Raw genomic sequence first — 18,286 nt, 5'->3', positions numbered from 1 at the left:
CGGTCCCCTTCGACGCGGTGGTGCGACGGTGTGGAGAAGCAGGATGCGCGCTGTCAGTACGACTTGGGGAGACCCAGGGACTGGTGGGACACGAAGTTGAGGATCATCTCCCGGCTGACCGGGGCGATCCGGGCGACCCGGGCGGCCACGATCAGGGAGGCGAGTCCGTACTCGCGGGTGAGGCCGTTGCCGCCCAGGGTGTGCACCGCCTGGTCGACCGCCTTCACGCAGGCCTCGCCGGCCGCGTACTTGGCCATGTTGGCGGCCTCTCCGGCGCCCATGTCGTCGCCCGCGTCGTAGAGGGCGGCGGCCCTGCGCATCATGAGGCGGGCGAGTTCGAGTTCGATGTGCGCCTGCGCGAGGGGGTGGGCGATGGCCTGGTGGGCGCCGATGGGCGTCTTCCAGACCGTGCGCTCCTTGGCGTAGCCGACGGCCCGGCCGAGCGCGTACCTGCCCATGCCGACGGCGAACGCGGCGGTCATGATGCGTTCCGGGTTGAGCCCGGCGAACAGCTGGAGCAGGCCCGCGTCCTCGTCGCCGACGAGGGCGTCGGCGGGCAGCCGCACGTCGTCGATGACGAGTTCGAACTGCTTCTCCGGGGCCTGGAGTTCCATGTCTATCCGCGCGCGCTGGAAGCCGGGGGTGTCGCGTTCGACGATGAACAGGCAGGGCTTGAGGCTGCCGGTGCGGGCGTCCTCGGTGCGGCCGACGATCAGGGTGGCGTCGGCGATGTCGACGCCGGAGACGAAGACCTTGCGGCCGTTGAGGACCCAGCCGTCGCCGTCGTCGGCCCTGCGGGCGGTGGTGGTGATGCGGTGGGAGTTGGATCCGGCGTCGGGTTCGGTGATGCCGAAGGCCATGGTGCGGCTGCCGTCGGCGAGGCCGGGCAGCCAGGCGGCCTTCTGGGCCTCGGTGCCGAAGCGGGCGATGACGGTGCCGCAGATGGCGGGCGAGACGACCATCATGAGCAGCGGGCAGCCGGCGGCTCCCAGCTCCTCCAGGACGATGGACAGTTCGGTGATGCCGCCGCCTCCGCCGCCGTACTCCTCGGGGAGGTTGACGCCGAGGTAGCCGAGTTTGGCGGCCTCGGCCCACAGGGCGTCGGGGTGGGCGCCGTCGTCGACGACGCGGGTGAAGTAGTCGCGGCCGTAGCGCTTGCCGAGGGCGGCGACGGCGGCGCGCAGGTCCTGCTGTTCCTGGGTCTCGATGACGTCGGTGCTCATGCCTGGGATTCCTCCGTTGCGTCGGTGTCCGGCCGTGCGGCGGGGTCGGCCGGCACGTCGGGGTCCGTCGTGACGACGGCGAGCAGGGTGCCGACCTCGACCTGGCGGCCGGGGGCGGCGTGGAGCGCGGTGAGCGTGCCGGCGGCGGGAGCGGAGATCCGGTGCTCCATCTTCATCGCCTCCAGCCACAGCAGGGGCTGTCCCGCGGTGACCCGGTCCCCTTCCGCGAGCCCTTCGGCGACCCGTACGACCGTCCCCGGCATGGGGGCGAGCAGGGAGCCGGGGGCGGTGCGGGCGGCGGGGTCGGGGAAGCGAGGGGCGAGGTCGAGGGTGTGGGCGCCGGCGGGGGTGTCGACGTGGACGCGGTCGCCGTGCGCGGTGACCTCGAACCGCTGCCGCACGCCGTCCACTTCGAGGACGACGAGGTTGGGTGTCGCGGTGACGACCCGGTCCACGCCGTCGACGGTGTAGCCGTCGCGCCCGCTGCGGTAGCGGACCTCGTGGCCGCCGTAGGTCTTGCTCTGCGGCTGCGAGGGCACGTTGCGCCAGCCGCCGAAGCGGCCGGAGCGGCCGGCGGCGTCGGCGAGTGCGGCGGCCACGGCGGCGAGCCGGCCGCCGGGGGCGGGCCGGGTCAGGGCGTCGAGGTGGCGGTCGTAGAAGCCGGTGTCGAGGCGGGCGGCCACGAAGTCGGGGTGGCGCAGGGAGCGGACGAGGAGGTCCCGGTTGGTGACGGGGCCGTGCAGCCGGGTGCGGGCGAGCGCGTGGGCGAGTCTGCGCACGGCCTCGTGGCGGGTGGGGGCGTGGGCGACGACCTTGGCGAGCATGGGGTCGTAGTGGATGCCGACGGTGTCGCCGCCGGTGTACCCGGTGTCCAGGCGCAGGCCGGGGCCCGCGGGGACGTCCAGGGTGTGCAGCTCACCGGTCTGCGGCTGCCAGCCGGCCGCCGGGTCCTCGGCGTAGAGGCGGGCCTCGACGGCGTGGCCGGTGGCGGCCGGGGGTTCGGCGGGCAGCGGTTGCCCTTCGGCGGTCCGGAGCTGGAGGGCGACCAGGTCGATGCCGAACACGGCCTCGGTGACGGGGTGTTCGACCTGGAGGCGGGTGTTCATCTCCAGGAAGTACGCCCGGCCGCCCTCGTCGACGAGGAACTCGACCGTGCCCGCGCCCCGGTATCCGACGGCCCGTGCGGCGGCGGTGGCGGCCTCGTGGAGGGTCGTGCGCAGGGCGTCGGGGAGGGCGGGTGCGGGGGCCTCCTCGATGACCTTCTGGTGGCGGCGCTGGAGGGAGCAGTCGCGGGTGCCCAGCGCCCACACGGTGCCGTGGTCGTCGGCGAGCACCTGCACCTCGACGTGCCGGCCGCGTTCGACGTACGGCTCGGCGAAGACCTCGCCGTCGCCGAACGCGGACCGCGCCTCGGCGGCGGCAGCGGTCAGCTCGGCGGGCAGGTCGGCCAGTTCGCGGACGATCCGCATGCCGCGTCCGCCGCCGCCGGCCGCCGCCTTGAGGAGCAGCGGCAGGTCGTCCTCGGTCGCCTTCGCCGGGTCGACGGGGGCGAGCAGCGGCACTCCGGCCGCGGCCATCAGTTCCTTGGCGCGGGTCTTGGACGCCATCGCCTCGATGGCCGCGGGGGGCGGGCCGACCCAGACGAGGCCCGCGTCCTGGACGGCGCGGGCGAAGTCGGCGTTCTCGGAGAGGAACCCGTACCCGGGGTGCACGGCGTCCGCGCCGGCCGCGAGGGCGGCCTTCACGACGAGGTCGCCGCGCAGATAGGTGTCGGCGGGCGCCGCGCCCGGCAGCCGTACGGCGGTGTCGGCGGTGCGTGTGTGCAGCGCGTGGGCGTCCGGGTCGGAGTGCACGGCGACGGTGGCGATCCCGGCCTCCGCGCAGGTGCGGAAGACGCGGCAGGCGATCTCGCCGCGGTTGGCGACGAGGAGGGAGTTGATCATGGGTGCCTCACGTCCGGGGCTGGTCATGGGGGGCCTCACATTCGGAAGACGCCGAAGCCGCCGCGTACGCCCTCGACCGGCGCGGTGTGGACGGCGGACAGGCACAGGCCGAGGACGGTGCGGGTGTCGCGCGGGTCGATGACCCCGTCGTCGTACAGCCGCCCGGACAGGAACATCGGCAGCGACTCCGACTCGATCTGCTGCTCGACCATGGCGCGCAGTCCGGCGTCGGCCTCGTCGTCGTACGGCTGTCCCTTGGCGGCGGCGGAGGCGCGGGCGACGATCGACAGGACCCCGGCGAGCTGCTGCGGCCCCATCACGGCGGACTTGGCGCTGGGCCAGGCGAACAGGAAGCGGGGGTCGTAGGCGCGCCCGCACATGCCGTAGTGCCCGGCGCCGTAGGAGGAGCCCGTCAGTACGGACAGGTGCGGCACCCTGGAGTTGGCGACGGCGTTGATCATCATCGCGCCGTGCTTGATGATGCCGCCCTGCTCGTACTCCTTGCCGACCATGTAGCCGGTGGTGTTGTGCAGGAAGACCAGCGGGATGTCGCGCTGGTTGGCGAGCTGGATGAACTGGGCGGCCTTCTGCGACTCCGCGCTGAAGAGCACCCCCTGGGCGTTGGCGAGGATGCCGACGGGGTAGCCGTGCAGGGTCGCCCAGCCGGTGACCAGGCTCGGCCCGTACAGCGGCTTGAACTCGTCGAAGTCGGACCCGTCGACGATCCGGGCGATCACCTCGCGCGGGTCGAAGGGCACCTTGAGGTCGGCGGGCACGATCCCGGCCAGCTCCTCGGCGTCGTACTTGGGCGGCAGGACGGTGAGCGGGTCCGGATCGGGCTGCGCCTTGCGCCAGTTGAGCCGGGCGACGATACGGCGGGCCTGGCGCAGCGCGTCCGGTTCGTCCACCGCGTAGTGATCGGCGAGCCCGGAGACCCGCGCGTGCATCTCGGCGCCGCCCAGCGACTCGTCGTCGCTCTCCTCGCCGGTGGCCATCTTCACCAGGGGCGGCCCGCCGAGGAAGACCTTGGAGCGCTCCTTGATCATCACGGTGTGGTCGGACATGCCGGGCACGTACGCGCCGCCCGCGGTGGAGTTGCCGAAGACGACGGCGACGGTCGGGATGCCGGCGGCGGAGAGCCGGGTGAGGTCGCGGAAGAGCGCGCCGCCGGGGATGAAGATCTCCTTCTGCGACGGCAGGTCGGCGCCCCCCGACTCGACGAGGCTGATGCACGGGAGCCGGTTCTCGAACGCGATCTGGTTGGCGCGCAGGGCCTTCTTCAGGGTCCAGGGGTTGGAGGCGCCGCCGCGCACGGTCGGGTCGTTGGCGGTGATCAGGCACTCCACCCCCTCGACGACCCCGATGCCGGTGACCATGGACGCGCCGACCGGGTAGTCGCTGCCCCACGCGGCGAGCGGCGACAGCTCCAGGAACGGGGTGTCCGGGTCGACGAGCAGCTCGATGCGCTCGCGGGCGAGCAGCTTGCCGCGCCCCCGGTGCCGGGCGACGTACTTCTCGCCGCCGCCCGCGAGGGCCTGGGCGTGGGCGGCTTCGAGTGCGTCGAGCTTGTCGAGCATGGCGGTGCGGTGGGCGGCGTACTCGGGTCCTGCCGTATCGAGGCCCGAGGCGAGCACGGTCACAGGAGTACCTCCGGGATGTCGAGGTGCCGGGAGCGCAGCCACTCGCCGACGGCCTTCGCCTGCGGGTCGAAGCGGGCCTGGGCGGCGACGCCTTCGCCGAGCAGGCCTTCGAGGGTGAAGTTGAGGGCCCGCAGGTGGGGCAGGACGGTGCGGGTGACGGGCAGTTGGGCCGCTTCCGGCAGCAGGTGCCGCAGCCTTTCGACGGTCAGTTCGTGGGCCAGCCACCGCCAGGCCTCGTCGGTGCGCACCCACAGCCCGACGTTGGCGTTGCCGCCCTTGTCGCCGCTGCGGGCGCCGGCGACGAGGCCGAGGGGGGCGCGGCGGGTGGGCCGGGCCCGGTGCGCGGGCAGCGGCCTGGGAAGCTCCGGTTCGGGTACGTCGGCCAGGTCGAGCGTCCGTACCGGCCCGGGGACCGCCAGCTCGCTCCCGTCGGGCAGCACGGCGGTGTGGCCGGTGCCCGCGGCGTCGACGGTGTGCGCCTCGAAGATCCCGTACGGCGTCCCCCTGCCGGGCGGGGCGGTGACGTGGAATCCGGGGTAGCTGGCGAGGGCGAGTTCGACGGCCGCGCCGCTCACGGCCCGCCCGACGGCGTCCTGTTCGGCGTCCCTGACGACCAGCCGCAGCAGGGCGCTCGCCGTCTCCTCGGTGCCGGCGTCGGCCCGGTCGGTCCTGGCCAGCTCCCAGCGCACCTCGGCGGGCCGCTTGGTGCCGGGGGCGTCGAGGGCGTCCTCGATCTGCCCGCGCACCAGGGCCGCCTTCTCCTCGATGTCGAGCCCCGTCAGCACGAACACCACTTCGTTGCGCCACCCGCCGAACCGGGTCACCCCGACCTTGAGGGTGGGCGGCGGTGCCTCGCCGCGCACCCCCTCGATCCGCACCCGGTCCGGCGCCTCGCGCTCCAGCCGTACGGTGTCGAGCCGGGCGGTGGTGTCCGGCCCCGCGTAGCGGGCGCTCCCGGTCTCGTACAGCAGCTGGGCGGTGACGGTGCCGATGTCGACGACGCCGCCGGTCCCGGGGTGCTTGGTGATGACGGACGATCCGTCGGCCCGGATCTCGGCGAGCGGGAAGCCGGGCCGCCGCACGTCGTGGGCGCCGAAGAAGGAGTAGTTGCCGCCGGTGGCCTGGGTGCCGCACTCCAGGACGTGTCCGGCGACGACGGCGCCCGCCAGCCGGTCGTACTCCTCGGGCCCCCAGCCGAACCAGTGCGCGGCGGGTCCGGTGACCAGGGCGGCGTCGGTGACGCGTCCGGTGACGACGACGTCCGCGCCGGCGTCCAGGCAGGCGGTGATGCCGGCGCCGCCGAGGTAGGCGTTGGCGGTGAGGTCGCCGTACTCCGACGCGCGGCTCCACCGTCCGCCCGCCAGCAGGTCGTCGCCGTGGACGTGGGCGACCCGCACCGGCAGCCCGAGCCGCCGGGCCAGCTCGCGCACGGCGGCGGCGAGGGCGGCCGGGTTGAGCCCGCCGGCGTTGGTGACGATCCGTACGCCCCGTTCGTGGGCGAGCCCGAGCCCTTCCTCCAGTTGCTTGAGGAAGGTGCGGGCGTAGCCCCGGGCGGGGTCCTTCATCCGTTCGCGGCCGAGGATGAGCATGGTCAGCTCGGCGAGGTAGTCCCCGGTGAGGAAGTCGAGTCCGCCCCCGGTGAGCATCTCGCGCACGGCGGCGAAGCGGTCGCCGTAGAACCCGGAGGCGTTCCCGATCCGCAGCACGTCGCGGGGTCCCGCGGCGGGGGAGCCGCCGGGCCCGCTCACGAGGCGTCCCCCTTCGGCGCGCGGCCCTTCCCCGGCGGTCCGGCGAAGGCCTGCGCGATGTCCAGCCAGCGGTCGGCGTCGGTGCCCTCCGCGTGCAGGGCGAGGTCGTCCCGGTGCGCCCGCTGCGTGACCAGCAGGCAGAAGTCGAGCGCGGGCCCTTCGACCCGCTGGGCCGCGTCCGCGGGCCCGTACGCCCACAGCTCTCCCCCGGGGCCGGCCAGTTCGACCCGGAACTCCTCCGCCGGTGCGGGGATGCCGCGCACCAGGTAGGCGTAGTCCCTGGCCCGTACGCCGATCCGGGCGACCTGGCGCAGCCGGGCGGTCGGGACCCGCCGCACCCCGAGGGCGTCGGCGATGTCCTGTCCGTGCGCCCAGGTCTCCATGAGCCGGGCGGTGGCCATCGACGCGACGCTCATCGGCGGCCCGTACCAGGGGAATCGCGTCCCGGCGGGGGCGGTGCGCAGCGCCTGCCCCAGCCGTTCGCGGCCGTCGCGCCACCCGGCCAGCAGTTCGCGGGGCGGCAGCGCGGCCCCCTCCTCGGCACCGGCGTCGACGAATCCGTACGGATCCCGCTCCGCCTTGCCGACCTCCTCCCGGAAGGTCTCCGGGTCGGTCGCGGAGAGCAGGGCGACGGCGTCGGTCCAGGCGAGATGGGCGATCTGGTGGGCGACGGTCCAGCGCGGCGCGGGAGTGGCCAGCCGCCACTGGGCGTCCGTCAACTCCCCTACCAGTGCGTCTACTTCACTGCTCTCGTCGCGCAAATCGTCCAGCACGGCGTCGAGTTCGGACACGTAACGCTCCCCTCGGGGCGTGAATGCGTGTCCGGAGCATGGCAGGCGGACGAGAAACAAGCAAGCATGCTTGAATGATGAGCGGCCGATGACGCCGGGTCGCCGAGGGACGGCCACCGGGGCGGGCGCCCCGTACGCACGAACCCCGCCCCGCGCCCGGGGGGGCGGCACGGGCACGGGGCGGGGCGGTTCAGGGGGCGGTGGTCAGCGCGCGGCGGCCGGTACCGGCTCGAAGTCGGGGTTGGTGCGGCAGCCGAGGTTCTCGTAGGTGTTGACCTTGGTGGCCGGGTCGGTCCTCACCAGGTGGAACTTGCAGGCGCTCCTGATGCGGCTGCCGTCGATCCCGCCGGGGAAGTCGATCTCCTTGTTCCACAGGTACGGCGACTGATAGCCGTTGAGGTGGGCGGTGGCGTTGACGTCGATGCCGCCCGGGGCCTCGATCTCGTAGACCCAGCCGGTCCTGGCCGTGCCGTACGTCGCGAACTTCTGCGCCACCCACTTCTCGCAACTGGTGCTGACGTGCGCGGTGTTCTGCCCGCCGCCCTTGACGATGTACTCGGCCAGCGGCGTCAGCGTCTCGCCGCGCGGGGTGAAGCCGTCCTCGAAGAGCTGCGACACGTTCTCCCGGGTGTCGCCGCGCCACAGGGTGTTGGTGTCGTGGCGCCACTCCCAGTTCTCCCGGGCCGCGGCGCGGCGGACGGCGGGGGTGATGGCGGGCGAGGTGGTGGTGCGCCACCAGTCCGTCGCGCGGTACCGCCCGACGGGCCCGCACGGGCCGGTGTCGGGGGCGGGAGCCGCGGTCGCGGCGGCCGGGGGCGCGACGGCGCCCGCGGGGGCGGTGAGGGTCAGCGGAACGACGGCGAGCGAGGCGGCGGCGGTGAGGCGCAGAGCGGCCTTCAGCATGGTGGGAGCCCATCAGACGGTCGACAGAACGGGCTCTTTCTACAACGGACAACGATCAAGAAACCGGGCGAAGCGATTCACCCTCACTCCCCTGGGGGAAGCATCCCGCCGGTACGGGGCGGACCGCACCGCACCGCGCCACCTGCGCTACGCCGAAGGCACCTTCCGCCGCGCCTGGCTCCGTACCGCCCCCACACTCGCCCCGATGACCAGCGCGATGGCCAGCGCGTCCAGCAGCGAGAGCGCCTGGTGCAGCACGAGGAAGCCGGCTCCGGCGGCGATGGCGGGCTCCAGGCTCATCAGCACCGCGAACGTCGGCGCGGGCATCCGCCGCAGGGCGATCAGTTCGAGGGTGTACGGCAGTACGGACGACAGCAGCGCGACCGCCGCGCCGAGCCCGAGCGTCACCGGGTCGAAGAGCTTGCTCCCGGCGCTGACCACGCCCAGCGGCATGCTGATCACGGCGGCCACGCCCAGTGCCAGCGCGAGGCCGTCCGCCTGCGGGAAGCGCCGCCCGGTGCGCGCGCTGAAGACGATGTACGCCGCCCAGCAGGCACCCGCGGACAGCGCGAAGGCGGCGCCCGCCAGGTCCAGCCCGCCGAACCCGGCGACCCCGAGCAGCGCGACGCCCGCCAGCGCGAGCGCGGCCCACAGCACGTTGATCCACTGCCGGGTGGCGAAGACGGACAACACGAGCGGCCCGAGCACCTCAAGGGTCACCGCGGCACCCAGCGGGATGCGCTCGGCGGCCTGGTAGAACAGCCCGTTCATGCCGGCCATCGCCACGCCGAAGACGAGCACCGTGCCCCAGTCGGCCCTGGTGTACCCGCGCACCTTGGGCCGGCAGATGACGAGCATGGCCAGCGCGGCGAGCGCGAGCCGCAGCGCGACGACCCCGGCCGCCCCGGTGCGGGGCATGATGAGGACCGCGAGCGAGGCCCCGAACTGCACGGACAGCCCGCCGGCCACCACGAGCGCCACGGGACCCAGCCCACCGCTGCGCATCCGGCCGCGCAGCCGCTGTCCGCCCTTGCCGGCCGCGAGGACCCCGGCCTCGGCGTCGACGCTGGCTCCGGCGGGAGCCTGAACCTCGTTCACTGTGATGCACCTCTTGTTCACTGGGCTGTACCCCTCATGGTGGCATGCCCGGCGACCCGCTCCGCACGGGTTTTCCTCCTACAGCCCGTCCGCCAGCACCTCCGCCAGGTGGCGGGCGCGGGCCCCTTCGCCCAGGTGGTCCAGCTGGGTCCGGCACGAGTAGCCGTCGGCCAGCACCTCGCCCCCTTCCGGGAGGCCGCGGACGGCCGGGAGGAGCTGGTCCTGCGCGCAGGCCACGGAGACCTCGTAGTGGCCCCTCTCGAAGCCGAAGTTGCCCGCCAGGCCGCAGCAGCCGCCCGCGAGGGGGCCGGTCAGCCCGGCCTTCTCGCGCAGGCGGCGTTCCGCTCCGTCGCCGAGGACGGCGTGCTGGTGGCAGTGGGTCTGGCCGGTGACCGGGCGGTCGAGCCGGGGCGGGGTCCAGTGCGGGGCGTACTCCTCCAGGGCCTGGGCGAAGGTGCGGACGCGGGCGGCGAGGCGGGCGGCCCGCGGGTCGTCGGGGAGGAGTTCGGCGAGGTCCGTCCGCAGGGCGGCGGCGCAGCTGGGTTCCAGGACGACGACGGGCAGGTCGGCGTCGAGGGCGGCCAGTGTGCGGCGCATCACCGTGCGGGCGCGGTCCAGCTGGCCCGTGGAGACGTAGGTGAGGCCGCAGCACAGGCCCGCGCGCGGCAGCCGCACCCGCAGGCCCGCCGCCTCCAGGACGCGTACCGCGGCGATGCCCACCGACGGGGAGAGGTGGTTGGTGAAGGTGTCGGGCCACAGCAGGACGGTGGGGGAAGGGGAGGAGAGGGGGGTGCGGGGGCGGGTGCGGGCCCAGTGGCGGAAGGTGCGGGGGGCCAGCGGCGGGATCGGGCGTTGCGGGGCGATGCCGGCCAGGTGTTTGACGAGGGAGGCGAGCGGCCGGACGGCTGCCGCCGCGTTGGCCTGGCGGGCCAGCGGGGACGCCAGCCGCAGCCATTCCGGCAGCCGGCCCAGGGCGTAGTGGGCGGGCGGGCGCGGGCGGCCCCGGTAGTGCTGGTGGAGGAACTCCGCCTTGTACGTGGCCATGTCCACACCCACCGGGCAGTCCGTGCGGCAGCCCTTGCAGGAGAGGCAGAGGTCCAGGGCGTCCGCGACCTCGGCGGACCGCCAGCCGTCCGTGATCACCTCGCCCGCGAGCATCTCGTGCAGCAGCCGGGCGCGGCCCCGGGTGGAGTGCTCCTCCTCGCCGGTGGCCCGGTAGGAGGGGCACATCACGCCGTCCCCGGCGACGCTCCCGGTACGGCACTTGGCGACCCCGACGCAGCGCCGCACGGCGGCCGAGAAGTCGCCGCCGTCGTGCGGGTAGGCGAAGGCCAGGCCGGGGACGGGAGCGGACGGCAGGACGGCGAAGCGGAGGTTCTCGTCGAGGCGGGCGGGCCGGGCGAGCATGCCCGGGTTCATACCGGCCTCCGGGTCCCAGAGGTCCTTGAAGCGGCCGAAGAGGGAGACCAGTTCGGGGCCGTACATCCGGGGCAGGAGTTCGGCCCTGGCCTGGCCGTCGCCGTGCTCGCCGGAGAGGGAGCCGCCGTGTGCGACGACCAGGTCCGCCAGTTCCTCGGAGAAGCGGCGGAAGGCGGCGACGCCGGGGGCGGTCAGCAGGTCGAAGTCGATGCGGACGTGGATGCAGCCGTCGCCGAAGTGGCCGTAGGGGGTGCCGCGCAGCCCGTGCTCGGCCATCAGCGCCCGGAAGTCGCGGAGGTAACCGCCCAGGCGGGCGGGCGGGACCGCGCAGTCCTCCCAGCCGGGCCAGGCCTCCGAGCCGTCCGGCATCCGGGTCGCCGTTCCGCTGGCGTCCTCGCGGATCCGCCACAGGGCGCGCTGCCCGGCCGGGTCGGCGACGACGGTGCCCGCGACGGCGTCCGCGCCCCGGACGATCTCCGCGGCGCGCTCCCGTGCCTGTGCCGCGTCCGCGCCGCCCGTCTCGACGAAGAGCCAGGCGGCGCCGCGCGGCAGCAGTGCCCGCTCGCGCTCGGGGACCAGGTCGGCGGCCATGCCCTCGACGGTCAGCGGCCCGTACGGCAGGAGGCCCGGTGCCGCCTCGGCCGCCGCGCTCTCGTCGGGGTAGCCGAGCACGGCCAGGGCCCGTGCGCGCGGCGCCTCCACCAGTGCCACCACCGCCTCGGTGACCACGCCCAGGGTGCCCTCGCTGCCGCAGAAGGCGCGGGCGAGGTCGACGCCGTTCTCCGGGAGGAGCGCGTCCAGCGCGTAGCCCGAGATGCGGCGCGGGAGTTCGGGGAATCCGGTGCGCAGCAGGGCGAGGTGCTGCTCGGTGAGGGCGCGCAGTGCGGTGCGCAGGGACTTCGGGGCGGCCTCCCAGCCGCCGCGCGCGAGGGTCAGTTCCTCTCCCCCGTACGTCCGCACGGTCAGCTCGCGCACCTGGTCGGCGGTGGTGCCCCAGGCCACCGAGTGCGAGCCGCAGGAGTTGTTGCCGATCATGCCGCCGAGGGTGCACCGGCTGTGCGTGGAGGGATCGGGGCCGAAGGTGAGCCCGTACGGGGCCGCGGCGGAGCGCAGTTCGTCGAGTACGACGCCGGGGCGGACCGTCGCCGTGCGCGCGGCCGGGTCCAGGTCGAGGATCTGGCGCAGGTGGCGGGTGGTGTCCAGGACGACGCCGGTGCCGGTCGCCTGGCCGGCGATGGAGGTGCCGCCGCCGCGCGGGACGACGGGCACGCCGTGCTCCCGGCAGACCGCCAGCGCGGCGGCGACGTCGTCGGCGTCGCGCGGGGCGACCACTCCCAGCGGGACCCGCCGGTAGTTGGAGGCGTCCATGGTCATCAGGGCGCGGGCGGCGGCGTCGAAGGACACCTCGCCGCGTACGGCCTTGCGCAGATCCGCCGCCAACTCGGTCGCCGCGGAGGCCCGCCCGGTCGTCTCGATCCGTTGTTCAGCCATGGATCCAGCATGCACGGTGCCACGTATCGGACCGAGTTGGGCGACTTGTCCCCCGCACCTGTAAGAAATACGAACAGAAACTTTCCCAACTGATCATCAACTCTCTTATAGTGGGCACGCCTTAAGGCGGACTTTTCGCTTCCGCTCGACCGCCCTGCCGACCTGCCGCTCTCCCCCCAAGAGGCCTGCTTCCTCATGTCCACGCGCCGAGCGTCCGCACTCGCCCTGTCGATCTCGGCGGCCCTCAGCGGCCTGCTGCTCCTGTGGGCGGTGCTGGCCGCCCCCGAGGAGGTGCGGGCGCCGCTGGCCTGGGGCGGCGGGGCCGCCGCCGTCCTGCTGACGGCCGCCGTCACCGTCGCCGCACGCGCCCTCGTACAGGCCCGCGGCGTGCGCGCCGACTTCGCGCGCCGAGGGGCCCGACGGGACGAGGACGCCCGGCGGTTCACCCAGGAGACCGTCCCCGAGCTGGTCGCGAGGCTGCGCGCCGGGGACTCCGCGGACACCGCGCTGGCCGCCACCACGAGGACCCTGGGGGAACTGGACGACGCGCACGCCCGGTCGCTGCTCACCACGCTCGCCACCGAGGTCGGCCGCGGCGAGTCCGCCCGCGCCGCCGCGATGGCCGCCTGCGCGAACGCCGCCGGACGCATGCAGGCCCTGTCCACGAGCATGCTCGCCGACCTCCGCGAGATGGAGCACCGGCACACCGACGAGGACGTACTGGGCGACCTGCTGCACCTGGACCACCGCACCGCCCAGGCCGGCCGCCTCGCGGACAGCATCGCGATCCTGACCGGGGCGCGCTCCGGCCGCCGGTGGGCGAAGCCGATCGTGATGGAGTCCGTACTGCGCGGCGCGATGGGCCGCATCAACGGCTACCAGCGGGTCCGGCTGCACTCCACCAGCGAGGTCGCCGTCGCCGGCCACGCGGCCGAGGGCGTGATGCACGCGCTCGCCGAACTCCTCGACAACGCCGCCAACTTCTCGCCGCCCACCGCCGAGGTCCACGTGTACGTGGAGGAGGTCCCGGCCGGGCTCATCATCACCGTCGAGGACAGCGGCCTCGTGATGAGCGACGTCCAGCTGCGGCGTGCGGAGCGCGCGGTCTCGGCCGCCGAACCGTTCGACCTGACCGGCCTCTCCGGCACCCGGCTCGGCCTCGCGGTGGTCGGCTGCCTGGCCCGCAAGCACCAGCTGAAGGTGTCCTTCCGGCCGTCCGCGCGCGGCGGCACCGGCGCGCTGATGCTGCTGCCGCAGGAGCTCCTGACCCAGCCCGCCACCCCGGTCCAGCGGTACGACACCGGCTCGCTCCGGCGGCCCTCCCCGGCGGAGCTCGACGCCCCGGCGGCCGGGCAGCGGGACGCGGCGCCCGGCACGCGGGACGAGGCCCCGGTACGCGCCGACGACGCGCGCGCGGTGCGCGCCGCCGAGGGCGAACTCCCGGTCCGTGAGCGCGAGACCACCGCGGGCCACTCCCTGGCCGACCGCCCCGCCCCGCCCGGCGAACTGCCCGCCGAGCGGCCCCACCGCCCCGCGGCGGAAGCCCCGGTCCCGGCCCCGGCACCCGTCCCGGCCACCCGCCCGGCACCCGCCGCCCCGATCGCCGAGTCCTCCTCCGAGACCACCGGCGGCATCCCCCAGTTCGGCGAGAGCGGCCTGCCCAAGCGGCGCCGGGGCCGGACCCTCGCCGCCGCGCACCCCTCGGGCCCCGACGCCCCGGCCAGGCCCACCGCGGCGCCCGCCGACCGCAGGGCCGCCACGGCCCGCTTCAGCACGTTCCGCCAGGCCGTCCAGGGCCAGCCGCAACCCCCGGCGGCCCCGGCCCCGACCGACCCCTCCCCCACCGCCACCCCGCACCCGGAAGGCAACGAGAACCGATGACCGCCACCACCGACGAAAAGCTCAACTGGCTGCTGGAGAGCCTCCTGGAGCGCACCCCCGGCGCCCGGCACGCCCTCGTCCTCTCCCGCGACGGCCTCAAGCTCTGCCGTACCCCCGAGCTCTCCGTCGACCGGGCCGACCAGCTGGCCGCCATCGCCTCCGGCATCCAGAGCCTGACGCACGGCGCCTCGATGGAGTTCGGTGACGGCAGCGGCGGCGTGCGGCAGGCGATGGCCGAGTTCTACGGCGGCATCCTGTTCATCGTCGAGGCGGGCGCGGGCGCCCATCTCGCGGTGGTCGCCGACGAGGACTCCGACGTCGGCCTGATCGGCCACAACATGAGCGAACTCATCGAGCAGCTCGGCGAGCACCTGAGCGCCGAGCCGCGCGCCACCGCCGCCGGGCCGGACAGGAACGCCGACAGCACCCTCTCCGCATGAGCACGCCGGGCCAGGCACGCGCGCCCCGTCCCGGCCGTGACGACTCCCCCGACCGGCTCTACACCGTCACCGGGGGCCGCAGCCGCACCCACTCGGACGCGTTCGACCTGGTCACCCTGGTCGTCGCGGAGTGCGACCCGACACCGGGCATGCAGTCCGAGCACGCGGCGATCCTGCGGATGTGCGACTACCCGATCGCCGTCGTGGAGATCGCCGCCGAACTGGGCCTGCCCGTCGGCATCACCCGCATCCTCCTCGCCGACCTGCTCGACACCGGCCGGATCAGCGCCCGTCACCCGCGCTCGGCACCGGAATCCGCTCAACTCCCCGAACCCGAACTCCTGGAGCAGGTGCTCGTTGGCCTCCGAAATCTCTGATGCGAGGACCCCGGCCGCGGACCCCACCGCGCCCGGCAGGTCCCACCTGTCCCGTACCGCCGACAACGGTCTCAAGATCGTCATCGTGGGCGGCTTCGGTGTCGGCAAGACCACCCTGGTCCGCTCCGTCAGCGAGATCCGTCCCCTCAACACCGAGGAGACGATGACGCGAGCCGGCGAGGGCGTCGACGACCTGGCAGGCGTCAGCACCAAGTCCTCGACCACCGTCGCCTTCGACTTCGGCCGGATATCGGTCAACGACCGTACGGTCCTCTACCTGTTCGGCGCCCCCGGCCAGGAACGCTTCTGGTTCCTCTGGGACCGCCTCTTCTCCGGCACGCTCGGCGCGGTCGTCCTGGTGGACACCCGCAGGCTCGCCGACTCCTGGTACGCGATCGACCGGCTGGAGCACCACGGCACCCCGTTCGTGGTGGCCCGCAACGACTTCGGCGGACCGCAGCACACCGACGCCCAGGTCCGCGAGGCGCTCGACCTGCCCGCCGACGTACCGATGGTCACCTGCGACGCCCGGGACCGCGAGTCCAGCAAGAACGTGCTGATCACGCTCGTCGAGTACCTGCACGCCCGGTCGACCGCCGCCCGCGGGCCGTCCGTACCCACTCCGCGAGAAGGCGCAGCCCTGTGACGACCACCCCGCCCCCGGGCTGCCCCGCCCACGCCCCCGGCTCCGGGGCCGTCCCGCTCTCCGGGCCGCGCTTCCAGACCGACCCGGTCGCCCTCTACCGCGAGATGCGCCGCGAGCACGGCCCGGTCGTGCCGGTCACGCTGCCCGGCGACATCCCGGCCTGGCTGGTCACCGGCTACCGCGAACTGCACCAGCTCACCTCGGACCCGGCGCTCTTCTCCCGGGACTCCGAGCTGTGGAACCAGTGGGACCGCATCCCCGCGGACTGGCCGCTGCTGCCGATGATCGGCCACCGCCAGCCCTCGATCCTCTACACGGTCGGCGAGCGCCACACCCGCCGCGCCCAGGTGATCAGCGACGCGCTGGAGGGGGTCGACCCCTTCGAACTCAAGCGGTACGCCGAGCAGTTCGCGGACGGACTGATCGACGCGTTCTGCACCAAGGGCGAGACCGACATCATCAGCCGGTACGCGATGCTGCTCCCGGTCCGGGTGCTGGCGAAGATCTACGGCATCCCCGACGAGCAGGGCCCCGGCCTGGTCGAGGCGCTCAACGACATGATCGACGGCCGCGAGCGGGCGCTGGCGGGCCAGCAGCACATCACCCAGACCATGACCGGTCTGCTCGCCACCAAGCAGGCGACGCCCGGCCAGGACGTGACGTCCCGGATGCTCGCCGACGCCGACGCCCTGGGCCCGGACGGCTTCAGCCCGATGGAGGTCCTCCAGGACCTGATGGTGATGATGGCCGCCGGCCACCAGCCGACCGCCGACTGGATCGGCAACACGCTGCGCCTGATGCTCACCGACGACCGCTTCACCGCCTCCCTGTCCGGCGGCCGGCACAGCGTCGCCGAGGCCATGAACGAGGTCCTCTGGGAGGACACCCCGACGCAGAACGTGGCGGGCCGCTGGGCCGCCCGGGACACCCGGCTCGGCGGCCGTGCCATCGCCGCGGGCGACCTCCTGCTGCTCGGTCTGGCCGCCGCGAACGGCGACCCCCAGGTCCGTACCGACGCGTCCGTGCTGACCGGCGGCAACAACGCGTTCTTCTCCTTCGGCCACGGCGAGCACCGCTGCCCGTTCCCTGCCCAGGAGACCGCCGAGGTCATCGCCAGGACCGCCGTGGAGGTGCTCCTGGACCGGCTGCCGGACATCGACCTGGCCGTACCGGCGGCCTCCCTCACCCGTCGCCCGTCCCCCTGGCTGCGCGGACTGACCGCGCTGCCGGTGACGTTCACGCCCACTCCCGCCCTTGGAGGCACCGTATGACCGAGACGACCGGAGCTTCCGGCGCGCTGTCCTGCCCCGTGACGGGTGCGACCGCGGCCGGTCCCGCCGCCGAACCGATAGCCCTCGACCCGTTCGTGGGCGACCTCGTCGGCGAGGGCGCCCGGCTGCGCGAGGCCGGTCCGCTGGCCCGTGTGGTGCTGCCCGGCGGCGTCCCCTGCTACGCGGTCACCCACCACGCCGAGGCCCGCGCGCTGCTCACCGACTCGCGCGTGGTGAAGGACATCGAGCACTGGAACGCCTGGCAGCGAGGCGAGATCGCGATGGACTGGCCGCTGATCGGCCTGGTCAACCCGGGCCGCTCGATGCTCACCGTGGACGGCCCCGAGCACCGAAGGCTGCGGCTGCTGGTCGCGCAGGCGCTGACCGTGCGCCGGGTCGAGCACCTGCGCGGCAGCGTCGAGGCCATCTCCAACGGGCTGCTGGACGCCCTCGCCGAGCAGCAGCCGGGCACGCCCGTCGACCTGAAGGCCCTGTTCGCGGCGCCGCTGCCGATGAAGGTCGTCACCGCGCTGATGGGCGTCGAGAAGGTGGTCAGCCCGCGGCTCACCGCGGTCTTCGACCGGTTCTTCTCCAGCGAGACCGAGCCGGGCGAGATGCCCAAGGTGCTGGCCGAGATCGACACGATCTTCACCGAGGTCGTCGCGGAGAAGCGCGCCAACCCGGGCGACGACCTCACCAGCGCGCTGCTCAGCGCGTCGGAGGAGGGCGACCGGCTCACCGAGGAGGAGATCCTCAACACGATCAAGGTCATGATCATCGCCGGTCACGAGACGACGATCAGCCTGATCCTGCAAGCCGTGATCGGCCTGGAGACCCACCCCGAGCAGCGCGCCAAGGTGCTGGCCGGCGAGGTCCCGTGGGAGAACGTCATCGAGGAGACCCTCCGCTGGTCGACCCCGACCTCCCACGTCCTGCTGCGCTACGCCACCGAGGACATCCCGGTCGGTGACGCGGTGCTGCCCAAGGGCGAGGCGCTGGTCATCTCCTTCGGCGCGATCGGCCGCGACGAGCGCGTGCACGGCGACACCGCCGAGGACTTCGACATCACCCGCGAGACCGTGAAGCACATCAGCTTCGGTTACGGCCCGCACGTGTGCCCGGGTGCCGCCCTGTCCCGGCTGGAGGCGGCCGTCGCCCTCCCCGCCCTGTACGCCCGCTTCCCCGACCTGACGCTCGCGGTCGACGCCTCCGAGCTGCGCAACAAGCCGGTCGTGACGCAGAACGACCTGGTCGAGGTCCCGGTCCACCTGCACAAGCAGGCCTGACGGGTCCCTTCGCGGGGCCCGTGCGCGGGAACCCCGCGAAGGCGTTCGCGGGATCTCTCGTACGAACGCACACCACGAGCCGGAGTGTCGGTCGTCTCATCCGCCGGACGGATGTCACTACCGCCCCCC

The 18,286-nt window shown here is 74.0% G+C and carries 14 protein-coding genes; 6 read left to right on the top strand and 8 right to left on the bottom strand.

The window, feature by feature from the left end; genetic code table 11:
• Nucleotides 1-53 precede the first annotated feature (53 nt).
• The 8 genes from ACFYVL_RS10575 to ACFYVL_RS10540 all read right to left on the bottom strand — a co-directional run bounded on the left by ACFYVL_RS10575 (nt 54) and on the right by ACFYVL_RS10540 (nt 12,256).
• The gene (locus ACFYVL_RS10575; RefSeq protein ID WP_389242912.1) at nt 54-1,223 is read right to left on the bottom strand and encodes an acyl-CoA dehydrogenase family protein; all 1,170 of its coding nucleotides are present in this window, start codon (nt 1,221-1,223) and stop codon (nt 54-56) included.
• Complete coding sequence (locus ACFYVL_RS10570) at nt 1,220-3,166, bottom strand: biotin carboxylase N-terminal domain-containing protein (RefSeq protein WP_389243414.1); 1,947 nt, start codon at nt 3,164-3,166, stop codon at nt 1,220-1,222. Before ACFYVL_RS10570 ends, ACFYVL_RS10575 begins: the two co-directional genes overlap by 4 nt.
• 35 nt (nt 3,167-3,201) lie before the next feature.
• The gene (locus tag ACFYVL_RS10565; RefSeq protein WP_389242910.1) at nt 3,202-4,806 is read right to left on the bottom strand and encodes an acyl-CoA carboxylase subunit beta; all 1,605 of its coding nucleotides are present in this window, start codon (nt 4,804-4,806) and stop codon (nt 3,202-3,204) included.
• Nucleotides 4,803-6,554, bottom strand: a complete 1,752-nt coding sequence (locus tag ACFYVL_RS10560) for an acyclic terpene utilization AtuA family protein (protein ID WP_389242908.1) — start codon at nt 6,552-6,554, stop codon at nt 4,803-4,805. The genes ACFYVL_RS10565 and ACFYVL_RS10560 overlap by 4 nt, the downstream gene beginning before the upstream one ends.
• Nucleotides 6,551-7,345: a TIGR03084 family metal-binding protein gene (locus ACFYVL_RS10555; RefSeq protein WP_389242907.1), complete on the bottom strand. Its 795-nt coding sequence runs from the start codon at nt 7,343-7,345 to the stop codon at nt 6,551-6,553. Before ACFYVL_RS10555 ends, ACFYVL_RS10560 begins: the two co-directional genes overlap by 4 nt.
• Before the next feature lie 204 nt (nt 7,346-7,549).
• Nucleotides 7,550-8,248, bottom strand: coding sequence for a hypothetical protein (locus ACFYVL_RS10550; RefSeq protein ID WP_389242905.1), 699 nt, complete (start codon nt 8,246-8,248; stop codon nt 7,550-7,552).
• Between the two features lie 147 nt (nt 8,249-8,395).
• Nucleotides 8,396-9,253 (bottom strand): DMT family transporter, encoded by an 858-nt coding sequence (locus ACFYVL_RS10545; protein ID WP_389243412.1) that lies wholly within the window; start codon nt 9,251-9,253, stop codon nt 8,396-8,398.
• A gap of 171 nt (nt 9,254-9,424) precedes the next feature.
• A complete protein-coding gene (locus tag ACFYVL_RS10540) occupies nt 9,425-12,256 on the bottom strand; it encodes an FAD-binding and (Fe-S)-binding domain-containing protein (protein WP_389242903.1) in 2,832 nt (943 codons plus the stop codon).
• A 195-nt stretch (nt 12,257-12,451) separates the two neighbouring features.
• Between ACFYVL_RS10540 and ACFYVL_RS10535 the strand changes: the two genes are divergently transcribed.
• From ACFYVL_RS10535 to ACFYVL_RS10510, 6 genes are read left to right on the top strand one after another with little or no spacing between them, the layout of a single operon-like run.
• The gene (locus ACFYVL_RS10535; RefSeq protein WP_389242901.1) at nt 12,452-14,137 is read left to right on the top strand and encodes a sensor histidine kinase; all 1,686 of its coding nucleotides are present in this window, start codon (nt 12,452-12,454) and stop codon (nt 14,135-14,137) included.
• On the top strand, nt 14,134-14,577 hold the full coding sequence (locus ACFYVL_RS10530; protein ID WP_389242899.1) for a roadblock/LC7 domain-containing protein: 444 nt from the start codon (nt 14,134-14,136) through the stop codon (nt 14,575-14,577). The genes ACFYVL_RS10535 and ACFYVL_RS10530 overlap by 4 nt, the downstream gene beginning before the upstream one ends.
• Nucleotides 14,574-14,954 carry a DUF742 domain-containing protein gene (locus tag ACFYVL_RS10525; RefSeq protein WP_389242897.1) on the top strand — a complete coding sequence of 127 codons (381 nt, stop codon included), beginning with the start codon at nt 14,574-14,576 and terminating at the stop codon, nt 14,952-14,954. Before ACFYVL_RS10530 ends, ACFYVL_RS10525 begins: the two co-directional genes overlap by 4 nt.
• Nucleotides 14,947-15,600, top strand: coding sequence for an ATP/GTP-binding protein (locus ACFYVL_RS10520; protein ID WP_389243411.1), 654 nt, complete (start codon nt 14,947-14,949; stop codon nt 15,598-15,600). The genes ACFYVL_RS10525 and ACFYVL_RS10520 overlap by 8 nt, the downstream gene beginning before the upstream one ends.
• Nucleotides 15,597-16,871, top strand: coding sequence for a cytochrome P450 (locus ACFYVL_RS10515; protein WP_389242895.1), 1,275 nt, complete (start codon nt 15,597-15,599; stop codon nt 16,869-16,871). The genes ACFYVL_RS10520 and ACFYVL_RS10515 overlap by 4 nt, the downstream gene beginning before the upstream one ends.
• On the top strand, nt 16,868-18,157 hold the full coding sequence (locus ACFYVL_RS10510; protein ID WP_389242893.1) for a cytochrome P450: 1,290 nt from the start codon (nt 16,868-16,870) through the stop codon (nt 18,155-18,157). The genes ACFYVL_RS10515 and ACFYVL_RS10510 overlap by 4 nt, the downstream gene beginning before the upstream one ends.
• The last annotated feature ends 129 nt before the right edge of the window (nt 18,158-18,286 follow it).

The sequence above is a fragment of the Streptomyces sp. NPDC004111 genome (assembly GCF_042874215.1).
GTDB lineage: Bacteria > Actinomycetota > Actinomycetes > Streptomycetales > Streptomycetaceae > Streptomyces.
Note: the sequence above shows the minus strand (reverse complement) of the source record. Positions and strands in the feature narration are given on the sequence as shown.

What these genes read in the sequence shown, in the direction of transcription:
- ACFYVL_RS10575 (WP_389242912.1), bottom strand. Translation starts at nt 1,223, where the DNA reads ATGAGCACCGACGTCATCGAGACCCAGGAACAGCAGGACCTGCGCGCC.
- ACFYVL_RS10570 (WP_389243414.1), bottom strand. Translation starts at nt 3,166, where the DNA reads ATGATCAACTCCCTCCTCGTCGCCAACCGCGGCGAGATCGCCTGCCGC.
- ACFYVL_RS10550 (WP_389242905.1), bottom strand. Translation starts at nt 8,248, where the DNA reads ATGCTGAAGGCCGCTCTGCGCCTCACCGCCGCCGCCTCGCTCGCCGTC.
- ACFYVL_RS10545 (WP_389243412.1), bottom strand. Translation starts at nt 9,253, where the DNA reads ATGCGCAGCGGTGGGCTGGGTCCCGTGGCGCTCGTGGTGGCCGGCGGG.
- ACFYVL_RS10540 (WP_389242903.1), bottom strand. Translation starts at nt 12,256, where the DNA reads ATGGCTGAACAACGGATCGAGACGACCGGGCGGGCCTCCGCGGCGACC.
- ACFYVL_RS10535 (WP_389242901.1), top strand. Translation starts at nt 12,452, where the DNA reads ATGTCCACGCGCCGAGCGTCCGCACTCGCCCTGTCGATCTCGGCGGCC.
- ACFYVL_RS10530 (WP_389242899.1), top strand. Translation starts at nt 14,134, where the DNA reads ATGACCGCCACCACCGACGAAAAGCTCAACTGGCTGCTGGAGAGCCTC.
- ACFYVL_RS10525 (WP_389242897.1), top strand. Translation starts at nt 14,574, where the DNA reads ATGAGCACGCCGGGCCAGGCACGCGCGCCCCGTCCCGGCCGTGACGAC.
- ACFYVL_RS10510 (WP_389242893.1), top strand. Translation starts at nt 16,868, where the DNA reads ATGACCGAGACGACCGGAGCTTCCGGCGCGCTGTCCTGCCCCGTGACG.